Origin of the sequence: Paenibacillus sp. alder61 (assembly GCF_020179875.1) — a bacterium.
Classification (GTDB): Bacteria; Bacillota; Bacilli; order Paenibacillales; family Paenibacillaceae; genus Fontibacillus; species Fontibacillus faecis.
Genome location: NZ_JAIUDG010000017.1, coordinates 31,031 through 46,085, shown reverse-complemented (window position 1 = coordinate 46,085; position 15,055 = coordinate 31,031). Strand labels below are relative to the sequence as shown.

The 15,055-nt window shown below is 53.4% G+C and carries 15 protein-coding genes; 9 read left to right on the top strand and 6 right to left on the bottom strand.

Translation table 11 applies throughout. The features are described from left to right. Positions 1 to 143 precede the first annotated feature (143 nt). Complete coding sequence (locus tag LBW89_RS18115) at positions 144 to 917, top strand: SDR family oxidoreductase (RefSeq protein ID WP_225039789.1); 774 nt, start codon at positions 144 to 146, stop codon at positions 915 to 917. An 82-nt stretch (positions 918 to 999) separates the two neighbouring features. Here LBW89_RS18115 and LBW89_RS18110 read toward each other — a convergent pair whose 3' ends face one another. Then, positions 1,000 to 1,245 (bottom strand): NifU family protein, encoded by a 246-nt coding sequence (locus LBW89_RS18110; RefSeq protein ID WP_114496928.1) that lies wholly within the window; start codon positions 1,243 to 1,245, stop codon positions 1,000 to 1,002. Positions 1,246 to 1,327: 82 nt separating this feature from the next. On the opposite strand from LBW89_RS18110, the gene LBW89_RS18105 reads away from it, so the two are divergent. Then, entirely contained in the window at positions 1,328 to 1,570 is a 243-nt protein-coding gene (locus LBW89_RS18105; protein WP_148456808.1) for a DUF1450 domain-containing protein, read from the top strand. 43 nt (positions 1,571 to 1,613) lie between these two features. Here the strand turns inward: LBW89_RS18105 and LBW89_RS18100 are convergent, their stop codons facing one another. Both LBW89_RS18100 and mqnE read right to left on the bottom strand, forming a co-directional pair. Then, a complete protein-coding gene (locus LBW89_RS18100) occupies positions 1,614 to 2,681 on the bottom strand; it encodes an NAD(P)/FAD-dependent oxidoreductase (protein WP_225039787.1) in 1,068 nt (355 codons plus the stop codon). Positions 2,682 to 2,762: 81 nt separating this feature from the next. Then, on the bottom strand, positions 2,763 to 3,869 hold the full coding sequence (gene mqnE, locus LBW89_RS18095; protein ID WP_148456812.1) for an aminofutalosine synthase MqnE: 1,107 nt from the start codon (positions 3,867 to 3,869) through the stop codon (positions 2,763 to 2,765). A 203-nt stretch (positions 3,870 to 4,072) separates the two neighbouring features. Here mqnE and LBW89_RS18090 point away from each other — a divergent pair, with 203 nt between their 5' ends. Next, positions 4,073 to 4,429, top strand: coding sequence for a HesB/IscA family protein (locus tag LBW89_RS18090; RefSeq protein WP_148456813.1), 357 nt, complete (start codon positions 4,073 to 4,075; stop codon positions 4,427 to 4,429). A gap of 204 nt (positions 4,430 to 4,633) precedes the next feature. On the opposite strand, the gene LBW89_RS18085 is transcribed toward LBW89_RS18090, so the two are convergent. After that, the gene (locus LBW89_RS18085; RefSeq protein WP_225039785.1) at positions 4,634 to 5,050 is read right to left on the bottom strand and encodes a type II toxin-antitoxin system HicB family antitoxin; all 417 of its coding nucleotides are present in this window, start codon (positions 5,048 to 5,050) and stop codon (positions 4,634 to 4,636) included. Next, positions 4,944 to 5,168: a type II toxin-antitoxin system HicA family toxin gene (locus LBW89_RS18080; RefSeq protein WP_225039784.1), complete on the bottom strand. Its 225-nt coding sequence runs from the start codon at positions 5,166 to 5,168 to the stop codon at positions 4,944 to 4,946. Before LBW89_RS18080 ends, LBW89_RS18085 begins: the two co-directional genes overlap by 107 nt. A gap of 518 nt (positions 5,169 to 5,686) precedes the next feature. Here LBW89_RS18080 and LBW89_RS18075 point away from each other — a divergent pair. The 6 genes from LBW89_RS18075 to LBW89_RS18050 all read left to right on the top strand — a co-directional run bounded on the left by LBW89_RS18075 (position 5,687) and on the right by LBW89_RS18050 (position 13,942). Then, a complete protein-coding gene (locus LBW89_RS18075) occupies positions 5,687 to 7,165 on the top strand; it encodes an alpha/beta hydrolase family protein (RefSeq protein WP_225039782.1) in 1,479 nt (492 codons plus the stop codon). A 466-nt stretch (positions 7,166 to 7,631) separates the two neighbouring features. After that, positions 7,632 to 9,440 carry a sensor histidine kinase gene (locus tag LBW89_RS18070; RefSeq protein ID WP_225039780.1) on the top strand — a complete coding sequence of 603 codons (1,809 nt, stop codon included), beginning with the start codon at positions 7,632 to 7,634 and terminating at the stop codon, positions 9,438 to 9,440. Further along, the gene (locus tag LBW89_RS18065; RefSeq protein WP_225039779.1) at positions 9,433 to 10,638 is read left to right on the top strand and encodes a response regulator transcription factor; all 1,206 of its coding nucleotides are present in this window, start codon (positions 9,433 to 9,435) and stop codon (positions 10,636 to 10,638) included. Before LBW89_RS18070 ends, LBW89_RS18065 begins: the two co-directional genes overlap by 8 nt. A gap of 164 nt (positions 10,639 to 10,802) precedes the next feature. Next, a complete protein-coding gene (locus LBW89_RS18060) occupies positions 10,803 to 12,128 on the top strand; it encodes an ABC transporter substrate-binding protein (protein ID WP_225039777.1) in 1,326 nt (441 codons plus the stop codon). A gap of 73 nt (positions 12,129 to 12,201) precedes the next feature. Continuing rightward, a complete protein-coding gene (locus LBW89_RS18055) occupies positions 12,202 to 13,077 on the top strand; it encodes a carbohydrate ABC transporter permease (RefSeq protein WP_213507836.1) in 876 nt (291 codons plus the stop codon). A gap of 37 nt (positions 13,078 to 13,114) precedes the next feature. Further along, positions 13,115 to 13,942: a carbohydrate ABC transporter permease gene (locus LBW89_RS18050; RefSeq protein WP_148456829.1), complete on the top strand. Its 828-nt coding sequence runs from the start codon at positions 13,115 to 13,117 to the stop codon at positions 13,940 to 13,942. Positions 13,943 to 14,147: 205 nt separating this feature from the next. Here LBW89_RS18050 and LBW89_RS18045 read toward each other — a convergent pair whose 3' ends face one another. After that, positions 14,148 to 14,999, bottom strand: a complete 852-nt coding sequence (locus tag LBW89_RS18045) for a GRP family sugar transporter (RefSeq protein WP_225039776.1) — start codon at positions 14,997 to 14,999, stop codon at positions 14,148 to 14,150. Between the last annotated feature and the right edge of the window lie 56 nt (positions 15,000 to 15,055).

Genomic DNA, 15,055 nt, shown 5'->3' with positions numbered 1-15,055 from the left:
ATCCCATTAAGGCCGGCAATGTTAGCACCCATATCAGTTTTAATGCACCGCTAGTGCCGGTTCAGGTCACATTCCCCGGTTTGTGGGAACGGTGCAAATCTTTTATACTGAAATGGAAGGCCTTACGTGAGGAGGAAACGACGTTGGTGGGAAAAGTCGCCCTGATTACGGGCAGTGCGAAAGGGCTGGGGAAGAAGACCGCCCTGATGCTGGCAGAGCAGGGATGCCATATCGCGCTGAACTATGTACATAGCGAGGCGGAGGCGGAAGCGCTTCGTACCGAAATCGCAGCGACGGGAGTGCGCTGTATTGCCGTGAGGGCCGATGTCTCCCGGCGGGAGGAGATCGAGGCGCTGGTGGAAGAAATCCGCGGCTCGCTGGGTCCGGTCGATATTCTGGTGAATAACGCCGGGCCGTTTATCCGGGAGCGCAAGCTGTTTGCGGACTATAGCCAGCAGGAGATTCTGGCCATGATCGACGGCAATCTGGTCGGCACGATGCTGCTGGACCATCTCGTGCTGCCGGACATGCGGAGAAAAGGCTGGGGGCGGATCATTCATTTCGGCTTCGGTCACGCCGCGGAATCGCGGGCTTGGCCGCATCGTGCGGTCTACGCCGCCGCCAAAACCGGGCTGGTCTCCTTCACCAAGACGCTGGCGGTGGAAGAGGCTTCGTTCGGCATTACGGTGAATATGGTCTGTCCCGGGGACATCCGGGGCCGGAACAAGGAGATTTCCATCCGGGAAGCGCGCGGATTATCCGACGGGGAAACCCCGCTGGGCCGCCCGGGGAGCGGCGAGGATATCGCGCGGGTGATCTCGTTTCTCTGCCATCATGACTCCGATTTCATTACCGGCAACATTATGGACATCTCCGGGGGCCTGGACCCGATTCGGCCTTGGGTGAAGCCCTCCTGACACCCCTTCCATATACCATAAAAAAAACACGGTCTCGCCGGATACTCCGGGGGACCGTGTTTTATGTTTGCGTTGTATATCATTAAAATACTTGTACGACCTCTTGCACGCCTTCCACTTCTTCAAACAGGGCGCGTTCGATCCCTGCTTTGAGGGTAATGGTAGAGCTTGGGCAGCTGCCGCAGGCCCCCATCAGTTTCAGCTTCACGATACCGTCTTCCACGTCAACCAGTTCGACGTCACCGCCGTCGCGCTGCAGGAAGGGGCGCAGTTTATCCAAAACTTCCAGAACTTCGTCATACAATTTATCTTGTACGTTCTCACTCATGGTTTTCAACTCCTTTCCTTTCCTATATATTATATTACAAAAAACTTTAAATTTAAATGCTTCGCTGACGGGGAGGACCAGCTTGAAACATATTGTTGAATTTTGTGCGAACAACGCCGCCTTCGGCACCGATCAAATCATGAACCGGCTGAAGGAGGAGCAGCACTGTGAAGTTTATGAATACGGCTGCCTTACGGGGTGCGGCATGTGTTATATGTCCCCATACTGTCTGCTCGACGGGGAAACCGTTGAAGCGGAGACGGCCGAAGGGCTGTATCGGCGAATCATAGAACTCATCGCCGAGATGGATGGGAACGCGGAATGAGCCGCCCCGATAATCAACCCAATCATCAGCCTATTCATCAGCCTCAGCCCCAATGATGCTTCGATTTCCAGAGCACGCCGCTCTTCAACAGCCGCGGCACCCGGCCGGTCACCTGGGTTTTGCCCATCAGGCCGAATCCGGCCTTCTTGCCGAGCGAGCCGAGCGTGCCCCGCAGCTTAATTGGCTGCAGTTTCGGCGTCTCGCCGCGCCAAAGCGCGGTGAGGACTTCCGCGATCTGGTGCCCCTGGCTTCCGGCCGCCTGAGCGCTGGGAGCGAACGGGAGGCTGGCGCAGTCGCCGCAGACGAATACCTCCGGGTAATCGGGAATCTGATGGTACGGGTTGATGACGACCCGGCCCTGCCGGTCCTTGGGCACGTTCAAGTTCTGAACGAGCTCCACCGGGCGGATTCCCGCGGTCCAGACGGTGACATCGGACGCAATGTCTCCGCCTTCGTAATGAATCACGCCCTGCTCCAGAGAAGTAATCGAAATATGAGAGCGGGTCTCGACCTCATGTTCGTGGAACCAGTTGGTCACATAGGCGGACACTTTTTGCGGGAAGGCCGACAGCAGACGCGCCCCCCGGTCGATGAGGGCGATATTCAGATCGGGGCGGCTTTCCCGCAGTTCGGCGGCGAGCTCGACCCCGCTGAGTCCCCCGCCGACGATGTTGATTTTGCTGTAGGGCTTCGCATTGTTCAAAAGCATGTAGGATTCCCGTACCGAGGCAAAAGACTGGATGCTGCAGGAGAACTCCTTAGCGCCCGGGATATTGTGATAGTTGTCGGTGCAGCCCAGAGCGATGACGAGCTGATCGTAAAACAGCGGTTCCTCCGCCTCGTCCGCAAAATATAGGATCCGCCGATCCAGGTCGATCGAAGCGGCCTCCCCGTATTTCATCGTCAGTCCTTCATGGTGGGGGTAGGGAACGCGAAGTTCATAATCCGATGCCGTTCCGGCCGCCAGCGCGTAATATTCGGTCTTTAAGCTTTGGAACGGGAGCCGATCCACCAGGACGACTCGGACATCCGCCGGAATCCCTCCTTTGAAGAGCTCGTGCACAATCATTGTTCCACCATAGCCGCCACCCAGAATGACAAGTTGTCTCATCGCTATCGTTCCCCTTCTGCCAGGGGGCTTGCCGCCCGCCGTAAAGCCTTTTTTAAATAACTGAACCTCGTATGAGGCTTCTTATTCGTAAACTTCGATTTCGTTATAGAACGTGTCCCGTTCAACCGGGATGCGCCCCGCTCCCTTCACGAGCCAGATTAACTCTTTCCGGGTCAAGCCATCCGGCGTAAGCGCCCCCGCGGCGTGGCTGATTTGCTCCTTCAGAATCGTGCCGTGCACATCGGACGCTCCGAAAGTTAAAGCGACCTGGGTCAACTGTACCCCGATATTGATAAAATAAGCCTTGATATGCTGAATGTTGTCCAGCATCAGCCGGCTGATCGCGATCGTCTTCAAGTCTTCGTACGCCGAGTTCCGGCGCATAATGCCGGCGTTCTTGTTCCGCGGCTGCATGGACAGCGGGATGAACACCATGAAGCCGTTCGTTTCGTCCTGAAGTCCGCGGATTTGCAGCATGTGGCGAATCCGGTCCTCATGCGATTCGATCGATCCGTAAAGCATGGTTGTATGCGTTTTCATTCCCAGTTGGTGCGCTGTCCGGTGAACATCCAGGTACTGGTCGACATTGGCTTTTTCCACTTTCATTTTTTGCCGGTATTGATCGGACAAAATTTCCGCTCCGCCGCCGGTCAGCGTTTTTAAGCCTGCTTTTTGCAGTTCCGTCAGTACTTCTTTGGTACTGAGCCCGCTGATTCGGGTGAAGAACTCGATTTCCGCCGCCGTGTAGGCTTTCAGCGTAATGTCGGGGAATCTCTCGTTCAGGGCTTTGAGGGAGTCGACATAATACTGGAAAGGAACATGCTGGTTATGTCCGCCGACAATATGAAATTCCCGGACGCCAGGGGTAATATGCTGCTCGACATAGGCGACCATTTCTTCGCCCGACAGCGTGTAGGCCCCTTCCTCCCCCTGATCCTTGCGGAAATTGCAGAAGGCGCAGTGGGATTCGCACACATTGGTAAAATACAAGCTCATATTTTCTATGAAATAAACCTTCTTGCCATTCTTGCGCAAGTTGACTTCGTTCGCCAACTGACCAATGGTCAACAAATCGTCGCTTTCATATAGATACACCCCGTCTTCGAGGGTTAAGCGCTCACCTTGTCTTACCTTCTCTACGATTTCGGCCATTCTTTTATCCGTGCTTGGCGTTACTGCAGTGAACATGATAATACCTCCGTTTCCCTGGGGAGAATCCGAACCGCATTCATCCCGGCAGGCTGATTAACCACCTTCCCTATTATAAACCTCGATGGAGAAAGGGACAACAAGCGGAACGGGGATCTTCCAAGTTTGCTGCTATAAAAATCACACCGCTTGAGGGGAACTTCGATGTGGAGTATACTTTTTGTATATAAGGAGGGTTGATTATGATTGAAATCTCGGATAGTGCTGCTAAGCGAATCAAGGACATGATTGCCGGGGAGGAAACCCCGAATATGTTTCTCCGCCTAGGCGTAAACCCCGGCGGATGCAGCGGCTTTTCATATAGTATGGGACTGGACGATCAGGAAAGCGAAGAGGATGTCTACCTGGACGTGAAGGGAATTAAAGTGGTCGTCGGAAAAGATAGCGTACGCTATCTCAACGGACTGGAGATCGACTTCCAGGAATCCGGCATGTCCGGCGGTTTTACGATCCATAACCCGAACGCGATCGCTTCCTGCGGCTGCGGCCAATCGTTCCGTATGCGCGACGAAGAGGGCCGGCCGGAAGTCTGCGATTGAGTTACCCTTAAAACGCCGTTTGCGGGTGAGGATCACGACCTCGAGGGCAACGATAGGGTCTGTTGTACAGAAGCGAAGGCGAGACGTTCGCTTAACAGAATAGGGCAAAACAACGGAACCCCTCGTCAGGTCTTAAAGACTATGATGAGGGGTTCTTTTTCGTTTAATGAAGAAGAATGGTCAAAAGGAGGGCTGGTGGTACCCTCATCTTAATTTCTTCCGCTCGCTGACGCCGAGATAATCCTTTAAGGCATCCTGCAGGATATGCGAGTAGTTAACTTTGTTCTCCGCGGCAATATCGTCGAGCCACTTCGGAATAGTCAGCGTCTTTTTAACGGCGCGTTGCGCCATATTGTCGCGAAAAGGCGGCATCCACACGTCGATTAAGACGACTACTTTCTTTGGCATTTGCGGCAGTTCCGAAATAGGAGTGGGGTCGGGAATCGAATCGCCGTCCTGTTCCATTCCGTATAAATGCAGCGCGAGACAGTCTTTCGCCATATGCAGCGCCTCTTCATCGGAGTCGCCGCTGGTTAATGCGCCGGGAAGGTCCGGAAACTCTACGGAGATGCCGTCGTCTACATAGTCGAAAATAGCCGGATATATATAACGATCTTTCATATATAAGCCTCCTTCGGCGGGGGTGTTTGAATTGGTAGCGGTCGCCAGTTGCTCTTATGTAGTACCATCCGTCGGCCTCGATTATTTTTATCACTTCCCGCGAAGATACACCCTTCATGGCGCCACCGTCCTTACATTAACATTTTAACACGTATTAAAATACGTGTAAATAAGAAAAACACGTGTTGATAAGCGTGTCTATTGATTTTGTTGTTGGTCAAATATCTAGTAAAATAGTCACGAATCATAATATGGTAAAATTTAGGTGTATCGGTCGATAAGATCGTAAATTGAATATAGGTCATTAGAGTCAATTAATGTTGAGAGTGGACGGTTCATACTAGGAGGGAACTATGATTACTAAGCGCCAGATTTTGAGTGAGATGTCCTTTGGACGAAGAATCGCAGAAGAAGAGTCTCAAGACTGGCAAACCAGGCGCAGATTGACTAAGCTATGGCGCGGATTAGTCGGACTAAGGAGCGGAAGACGTGAAGAAAGACGTAATCGTTAGCGTTATAGTTACGAATTAAAATTAACCCCTTTTTAAACACGCACCCCCCCGGGTTTTAAACTGGCCGGTTTATGCTGTTAGCATAAACCGGTTTGTTTTTAGCGAAGGGAGAACGAAGACTAGTATGAGAGTTAGCGAACTATTTTTGATTTTGGCGGGAACGGCTTTATGGATTTACGTGTTGACCGGGCGAAAGCTTGGCAGAACGGGGAATGGAGTTGCGGCGCTTATCGGCGCAGGGGGCGTAGCCGGCTGTCTGCTGGCCGGGGATTACCGCTGGCAGTTGCTTCCGGCTTGCGTCGCTACCGGGGGGCTTGTTCTTTGGAGCCTCTTGAAAAAGCCCAAGGGAAGCCCGTCCCGAAGCTGGCGGCGAATAGCCGGGAAGGGGATGCTGCTTCTGATCATGGCGGCCGGGGTTGCCGTTTCGGCGGCCCTGTCCGTTCTGCTGCCGGTCGTTCGGCTCCCTGAGCCGGATGGGGTTTATGCGGTGGGAACGCAAACCGCACGGATTTCCGGTACGGACCGTCCGGAGCCGTTCACGAAAGATCCGCAGGACACCCGGGAATTGATGGTTCAAATATGGTACCCGGCGGACAACACCGAAGGGCGGAGTCTAGCAGAGGTAGTTCCGGTTGCGGGGCAATCCGACATGGCGGCCCCTTTTACCCGGGCTTTTGCCCAGACTTTCCGCCTTCCTTCGTTTGCGCTGGACTACTGGAAAGACTTCCGGGGCAACAGCTTTGAAAACGCGGATGTGCTGGCATCCGGCACGCCTTACCCGGTCATTCTCCTGAGCCACGGTATGGGGACAAGCCGGATGCTGCATGTCTCCCAAGCCGAGCATCTGGCCAGCCACGGTTATGTGGTTGTGACGATCGACCATACGTATAACACGACGGCGACCGTATTTCCGGACGGGAAAATGACCGGACTGGTGAGCGAACCGAATGGGGAAGAAGACTTCTTCATGGCGGCGCCGCGCACGGGAAAAATTTGGTCGGGTGATGTTTCGGAGGTCATCGATTGGCTGGAAGCGATAAATGCCGGACAAGAGAGGAGCGCGTTTCAGGGGAAACTGGATCTGGATCGGATCGGGATGATGGGGCACTCGTTCGGCGGGGCTACCGCTTACCACGCTGTTTTGACGGAAGAGCGGATTAAGGCGGGAATCAACATGGATGGTACCCAGTTCGATAAGTTTGACGCGAAGACCGTGATGAAGAAGCCGTTTCTGTTTCTGGAGTCGGCGGATTTCAAAGCATCCGCCGACAAGCTCAGACAAGGGGAAATCCAAAGCGAAGTGGGGCGGCGCATCGTCTCCAATGAGCTCGCTCTAATGGAAGCCGCCGCGAAGCATCACGGAAAGGCGCTGTATGTGGAGCGGAGTGAGCACTACAATTTTACGGATTTGCAATTCTACTCTCCCCTGGTGAAGCTGACCGGATTGACGGGGGAACTGGACGGGGCTCGCGGTGCGGAAATCGTAAATGCCTACGTGCTGGATTTCTTCGATACGTATTTGAAAGGCAGCCGACCGAAGCTGCTAAACGGGCCGAGTCCCGCCTATCCCGAAGTGAAATTTGATCTGCTGCTTGAGCCGTAAAAGGTTCGGCTCCCCTGCCAAAGCCACCCGAAAGAGGGTGGCTTTTTGCTTGCCTCCCTCGCATGACCGCCTGTAAAATCGTGGATTTTGGGATTTATGGCTTGTCAGAATACAGCGTTTACATCTATGATCAACGTTAAGGCAAGTTATGGGGCCCACGGCGATCAAGGTGCCTGCTACACTTTCCACCCCTTCCATCTCCAAAAGATGCAAATCTGCAAGTATTTTAGGCTGATTTCCGAGGGGATGCGAAAAAAGATGCAAATCTGCAGGTTTTTCTGGCGATTTAAGAGAAACGAGCCGATCTCGTCGAAAATTCCTGCAGAATTGCAGGCATTTTGAAATTTTTATTCCGTACAAGAAAAAAGTATGCAGATATGCAGGAATTCAATGTGATCAACGTTGTCTGTTGAGCAATAGTAAAAGTCCGGCGATGGAGAATTACGGCGAGAGGAGGCTGCCCCGGTTGCGGATAACCCGAAGTTTCAAAAGTTGGTTCGGACGACTGCAGATTCATAGCAAAATTATGTACACTTTTTTGCCGCTCAGCCTAATTCCGCTTATCGCGCTTGGCTTGATTTCCAGTAAGATGTTCGGCGATACCGTAGTGGAAAAAGAGAAGATCAATATCCGGGACGAGTCGCGGCTCATTCTTTCACAACTGGACAGCATCATCCAGAATACGGAGAGCTGCACTAATATCATGACGGCGGATATCCATGAATTATATAAAGAGTACTCGGCAAGGGTTACGGATGTGGACGACAAGAGATTCCAAAATTTAATGGAGAGCCGGCTTTCCATCGACTTGTTAATGTTCCCCGACGTAGACTCCGCCGTGTTTTTGGATGTTTCGGGCAGGATCTATTCCTCGTATCCCCAGAAGGGGGAACGGGATCGGGAAGTGCTGAACAGCCCCATGCCCGAAATGGTGCAGTCCCAGGGCAGTTACGGGGTCAACCGCTGGTTTCCGATGGAACGGCGGAACTTTATGGTGACGGATCCCGCGGTTCCCGTACTCACCCTCGGGAAAATGGTGTTCGACCTGGACACAGGCAAGACGCTGGGGACGCTGTTTGTAAATGTAAAAGAAACGACCTTCGCCTCATTTTTGCAGATGACGCCGGAGAACTCTTTTTCCAAGGAGTATTACATCGTGGACAGCCGGGGTCAAATTGTGTCCAGCCCTGTTTCGGAGCGGCTGCTGACCCCCTTTTCCGATCTGTCTTCGCCTCGGCTGCTGGAGCGGAAGGGGACCGTTTCCGACATCATCGGCCGGGGCAAGCAGACACAACTCACCACTCTTACGCCATATGACAAGTTGGGCTGGAAACTGGTCAGTATCGTTTCTTTGAAGGAACTGAACGGCATCATTTATCGCAATTTTGTGCTTACGTTTACGGTAGGGTTTCTCGGTTTGCTTCTGGCCCTGCTGTTGACCCGAAAACTGGCGCAGATTATCGTCGGCCCGCTGCTTCAAGTTACCAAAGCGATGCGCCGGGTAAAGGAAGGGGACTTGGATGCAACGTCCAACGTGGCCACGGAGGATGAAGTCGGATTGATCTCCTCGGTATTCAACTCCATGGTCAGACAAATTAAGGAACTGCTTCGTACCGTGACCGAGGACCAGGCCCGCAAGAGGGCTTATGAATTGGCGTTGATGCATGCCCAGATCAAGCCTCATTTTTTGTACAATACGCTCGATACGATCTATGTGCTCAATGATTTGGGGATGAACGAGGAGGCGAGGGACACTACCAAAGCGCTCGCGGATTTTTACCGGGCGGTGCTCAGCAAAGGAAGCGAGATCATTCCCTTGGGGGCGGAAATCAGCAATGTACGTGATTATTTGAACATTATGCAGGTCCGTAACCCCGATGTTCTGCGCTATTCCATCGAAATTCCGGAGGAGCTGGCGTCGGTGAACGTACCGAAATTATCGCTTCAACCCCTGGTCGAGAACGCGATCTATCACGGGTTAAAGACCAAAGGGGAGCAGGGGAGTGTATCGATCCGGGCGGCAAGGTCGGATAAGAATGTAATGATCACGGTGGAAGATAACGGCGTTGGGATGTCCGAAGAACAGCTTCAGCGTGTGGAAGCATCCCTATCCGGAAAGGGGCGGCAGACGTCGATTGGCCTCTATAACGTTCACGAGCGAATCAAGCTTTATTTCGGCGAAGCTTACGGTCTGACGGTCCGAAGCTGCCTCGGAGAGGGCACCGCCATCGAGATGAAAGTACCCGGCAAGGAGGGAGATGACAACGATGTATAAAGTGCTTATCGTCGATGATGAACCGCTTTTCCGTTATTATATGCGTACGAAGCTGGACTGGAGCAGCCACGGTTTTACCATCTGCGGCGAGGCGGCCAATGGCGCGGAGGCGCTGGAGGAAGCGAAACGCAGCCATCCCGATCTGGCGATGGTGGATATCAGCATGCCTTATCTCAACGGGCTTGAGTTGACCGAGAAGCTGAATCTGAATCTGCCGGGGATGGTCGTCGTTTTTGTCACCGGTCACAACGAATTCGAATATGCCCAGGCGGCGCTTCGGCTCGGCGTGTTCGACTATTTGCTCAAGCCCTTTAATCAGGAAGAGTTCGCCGCGGTGTTGACCAAAGTGAAGAAGAAGCTGGAGCTCGGGAAAAAAGAGGTGGGGATGCTCCATCCGAACGTCAGGGACCTAACCCGGCAGGACGGCGCGAACAAACCGGCAGGGAGCTTGGACGGAGCCGGGCTGTTCGCCGAGCCGGCCGAAGCTCAAGGACGTGATCCAAATGAAGCGCCGGTTTCGTATGAACTGCATCCCGGGGCGCACGAAATGCTGCTTTCGGCCTTGAAAATGCGCGATCCCGAAGCGGCCCAGACTGAAATCCGGCGCACCGTGGCGCTATTCAGCCCGCATCGGACCGGGGGGCGTTTCGCTTTTACCGTATTGATGGGATATGTCTCCCTCTGTCTGTCCTATGCAAGCAAGCGGGGGATGAACCCTGAATCCTTATGGAAACCGGCGGGTTCGCCGGAGGATTATTTACGCCAACTGTCCTCCTGGAAGGAGGTCGAGGCATGGTTGATCAGCCTGTATGAACAAGTCATCGAATACAAGGAAGATCGCCGTCCGTCCAAATCCTATAACTTATACTTTGCGGCGAAGCGGTACATCCATCAACATTATTCCGACCCCGATTTGACGGTCGAGCGGGTGGCCGGGGGGATGTTTGTGGACGCCAGTTACTTGCGGAAGGTATTCCGCAAAGAAGGGGATATTTCCGTGCTGGACTACATTATGTATACCCGAATGAGGCGCGCCAAGGAGTTATTGGCCGAAGGGAACGTTAAGCTGGCGGACATCGCGGAAAAGGTGGGGTATACCGATCCGGGTTATTTTGGCAAGTGCTTCAAAAAATACTACGGCATGCCGCCTTCCGAATTTGAACAGCGGGAGATCCGGGTCCGCAGCACCCGCCGTTAGGCCGCCCCTTCATTTGTCCCGAATATTACCGATCATGCCCGCTTTAGCCCTAACCGGTCGTGGCGGGCTTTTTTTATAATAAAAACACCACTTCTGAAAACGCTGTCAATGAGCGCGGGAAGTGAATCCTAAGGTTCGTTTCATACAAAGAAAGGGGATCTATCATGGGGAAAAATTATCGAAAGGCATTGAGTCTGCTGACGGCGACGGTCCTGGCGCTTTCTCTCGCGGGATGCGGAGGCGGAGGGAGTGACAAGGCTCCGAAATCCGGAAATACCGGAGCCTCCGGCGGAGAAGAGAAGATTCAGCTGAAGGTGTACGCCCAGCATTTTGATGAAGATACGGCCAAGCCCTTCGATTACGCGGTCGCTGAGTTGAAGAAAGAGATGCCGAATGTGGAGATCATTCTCGACGAGGCGGTACAGGACGGATATCAAAAATTGAAAACGTATGCAGCCACCGGAAATATGCCGGATATTTACGATACCGACTGGGCGACGCTGCAGACCTTTGCCAAGGCGCAAAATGTTGAGGTACTCGACGACTATCCGGAAACCGCCGAATTTAAAGCGAAGCTGAACAAAGGGGTGGAATCCAAACTGGTCGCTCCCGATGGGCACGTGTACGCCTTTCCTTATCCGGGCATCGAATTCCAGCTGATTTATTACAACAAAGAGATTTTCGAAAAAGTAGGGATTCAAACGCCGATCAAAACGTACGACCAGATGATCGAGGCTTCCAACAAGCTCTCCGCGGCGGGGTATATTCCAATGGCGATTTTCGCCAAGGAAAAATGGATCACAACGGCATTCTACGCCGGGCTTGTGACTCGCGAGCAGGGGACAACGGGCTACGGCGACTTGGAGGCCAAAGGCACGACCGCCATGCCCGATCCCTTTGTGCGGGCGGCCGAAGAGATGTACAAGCTGAAGGAGGCCAACCTGTTCGACGCCAACGCCACGAATACGAACTACGATCAGGCTTCGGCCCAATTCTACTCCGGCAAAGCGGCGATGTTCGTGAACGGACAGTGGGAGATCTACAGCAGCACCGAAAAGCTGGGCGACAAGGTGGACTGGATGTACTGGCCGGCTAAGGATGAGGCCGCTTACGAGAGCGGGAAAGGCTTCATCAACGGCTCGGGTGCTCCCGGCGGATTTGCGGTTTCGCCTAGCAGCAAGCATAAAGATGTTGCGGTCAAAGTCGCGAGTTTCCTGGCGCAAAAATACGGCGAATACAAGTACACTCAGCTGGGAAGCCCGATTACTGCGATTAAAGTAGACAAACCGATAACGGTAGAGGTTCCGCCAATGATGAAGCGGATCGCGGAAGAGGTTCTTCCGAACGCGACGCAGTATATGACGCCTATCAATAATGTGCAGATCAAGAACGCGATCGACGACAGCACGCAGAACATGCTGGTCAAAGGATATACGGTTCAGCAGTTCGTCGACAATATCAATCGCGTTATGGCAAGAGAAAACAAATAGATGAGTTAGCAGCCGAAAGATACCGACCTCCCGCGGGTCGGTATCCTTTCACCCAAAGGAGTGGATTGAACCTATGAACAGATACCTGAGCAATAAAAAAGCCATCATCCTGTTCTTGCTGCCGGCGCTGCTTATATACAGCGTGGTGATCATTTATCCGGTGCTTCAAACGTTTTACCGCAGTTTTTTCAATTGGGACGGCCTCAGCGCGGCTACCTGGAACGGCATCGCCAACTATCTGGATTTGTTTCACGATCCGCTGTTGATCACGTCCTTACGCAACGGCCTTATTTTTGCCGTGGTACTCGTTGTCTTTCAGATCGGGCTGGGGACGATTCTGGCGCTCGCCTGCGCGGACCCGCGAATCAAGGCCCGGAAATTGCTGAAAACAGCTTACTTCATCCCCGTAGTTCTTTCCGTTACGGTCGTCTGTCAGCTTTGGATCGCCATGTATGACCCGACGAACGGGTTGATCAACCGGTTGTTCAGCCTCCTGCACATTCCCTATCAGCAAAACTGGCTGACCTCCCCGACCGCCTCCATTATCGCGATCGCTTTCGTCAACGCCTGGCAGTTTATGGGATACCAGTTCAGCTTGCTGTATGCCGGCGTCAAATCGATTCCCGAGCAATATATGGAGGCGGCCACCATTGACGGCTGCTCCAAGTGGATGGCCCATCTCAAGGTAACGCTTCCTTTAATGAAGGAAACCTACAAGTTCTGTTTCATCGTTGCGATTACCTCGGGAATCGGGGCCTTCGTCCAGATGCTGATTATGACCAACGGCGGTCCCGGCACAAGCAACTATACGCTGACCTTCATGATCTACAGATATGCTTTCCTGGAGAGCAATTATGGCTACGCTTGCGCCGTATCCGTCGTGCTGGTGAGCTTATCGCTGCTGGCGACGATCGTTATTAATAAGACGTTTGACCGGAATGAAGCGTAAGCCAAGGCCGGTCGCGGTAAGAAGGAGTGCTTAAAGGATGAAGCAAATCAAAACGGCATTGCTGCAGTTGCCATTATGGATCTATTTTGTGATTTCCGTCTATCCGTTAGTGTGGATGATCTCTTATTCGCTTAAAAATAATGAAGAAATTTTCGTGACCAACCCGTTCGGCTTACCGACCCATTTTCGCATCGAGAACTATATCGCCGCTTGGTCCCAGTTCAATATCCCCAAATATTTCTTGAACAGTCTGGTCGTGTCCTCGATTTCCACGCTGCTGATTCTGGTGTTGTCGCTGATGTTCTCGTTTGCGATCGCCCGCATGCGCTGGAAGTTCCGGGAAAGTGCCCGGTTGTATATGACGGTGGGGATGTTTATGCCCCTTCAGGTCATCATGATCCCGCTCGCGATCCTGGTTCGGGACTTTCACTTGACCAATACGTACGGCGCGCTGATCGTTCCGTACGTCGCGATCGGACTTCCCTTTTCCTGTCTGGTTTTTTACGGATTTATGAAGGGCATTCCCGGCGAGCTGGAAGAATCGGCTTGCATGGACGGAGCCAACATTTACCGGATGTTTCTCCAGATTATCGTACCGATCGTGACCCCGGCCATCGCGACGGTTGCCATTTTCCAATTTTTGAACAACTGGAACGAATTCATGCTTGCCTATATTCTGATCTCGGACGAAACGATGAAAACCCTGCCGCTCGGTCTCCTGTTCTTCCAAGGACAATACAGCACCGACTGGGGCGGGATGGGAGCGGTGATGACGATCGCCAGCTTGCCGCTCGTGATCATCTATCTCTTCTTCAGCGAACAGGTGGAAAATGCGATGACGGTAGGCTCGGCCGTAAAAGGATAGAGTCCGAAATCGGAGCAAACTTGTACGCGTAAAAAAGAACCCTCCGCGAGAATCGTCGTGGAGGGTTCTTTGTGTCACCGGTAACGAAGCGAGCGTTTCGTGAACTGGAAAAAAGCCTGTTAATTTGATGGCGGAGCGGCTCAAGCATGGCCGCATGCCGCACAAAAGCCGCTGAACCGAAGGTCAGCGGCTTTTGTGATGCAATCTAAGATTTGGTGAGTCCGATCAGGAACACGCCCGCCATAAGCACCGTGCTGCCCAGCAGCACTCGCATCCATACCGCAGCGCTTTTCTTCTCTTTAAAGATCAGAATGCTTCCGACAGTGGCGATCACGATGCTGACCTGGGAAACCGGGAACGAGGCCGCTACGCCGATGCGGCCGTTCGCGACAAACAACGCCAGATTGGCGACGCTCCAGGCGAGTCCGGTGGCGAGATTCCGAATAACCATCCGGGGGCTCGGCCGCTTTCCGGCCAACAGGCCAATGGTGATGGCCGCAAGGAACATGCCGGCCGATTGCGGGAGGATGACCGCCAGGCCGCTGATGTCGAACCACTGATTGATCACGACATAGCCGGTTAAGGCCAAGGCGGAGCAGAGAAGAATGGACAGCTGCCCCGGCGTTAGCCCATGTTTCGTCCCCGCGCTCCGTTCCTGCAGGCTGGTCAGGAGCACACCGGCCAATACAAGCGCCAGCGCGGCGGTTCCTAAGAGCAACTGGAACCGGGTGGACCATTCGCCCAAGGCCAGGGCGGCAAATAAGGTGGTGCCGGTCAACTGCAGCCCGCAGATAAAAGGAATAGCGACGGATACGCGAATCCGTTGAAACGCTTCGAATTGCAGCCATTGGCCGACCGCCCACAGAATCCCGGATATAAGGCTGATCATGTAGGGGCCGGGGGAGAAGACCGTCGGCGAGGCCGCGTACAGCCCGGCTGCGAACAGCACGGCGCCGGCGGACGTGCCCAAAAGCTGCTCCCGCGGTCCGGCTTTCGTCCATTGGGCCAGAATGGGCATAACGCCCCAGCCCAAAGCCGAAACAAAAGCAATCCACATGTTGAATAAACCCCTCTCTCTCGTTGCGGTTTTCTGTTTCTGTCAAAATCCTATAG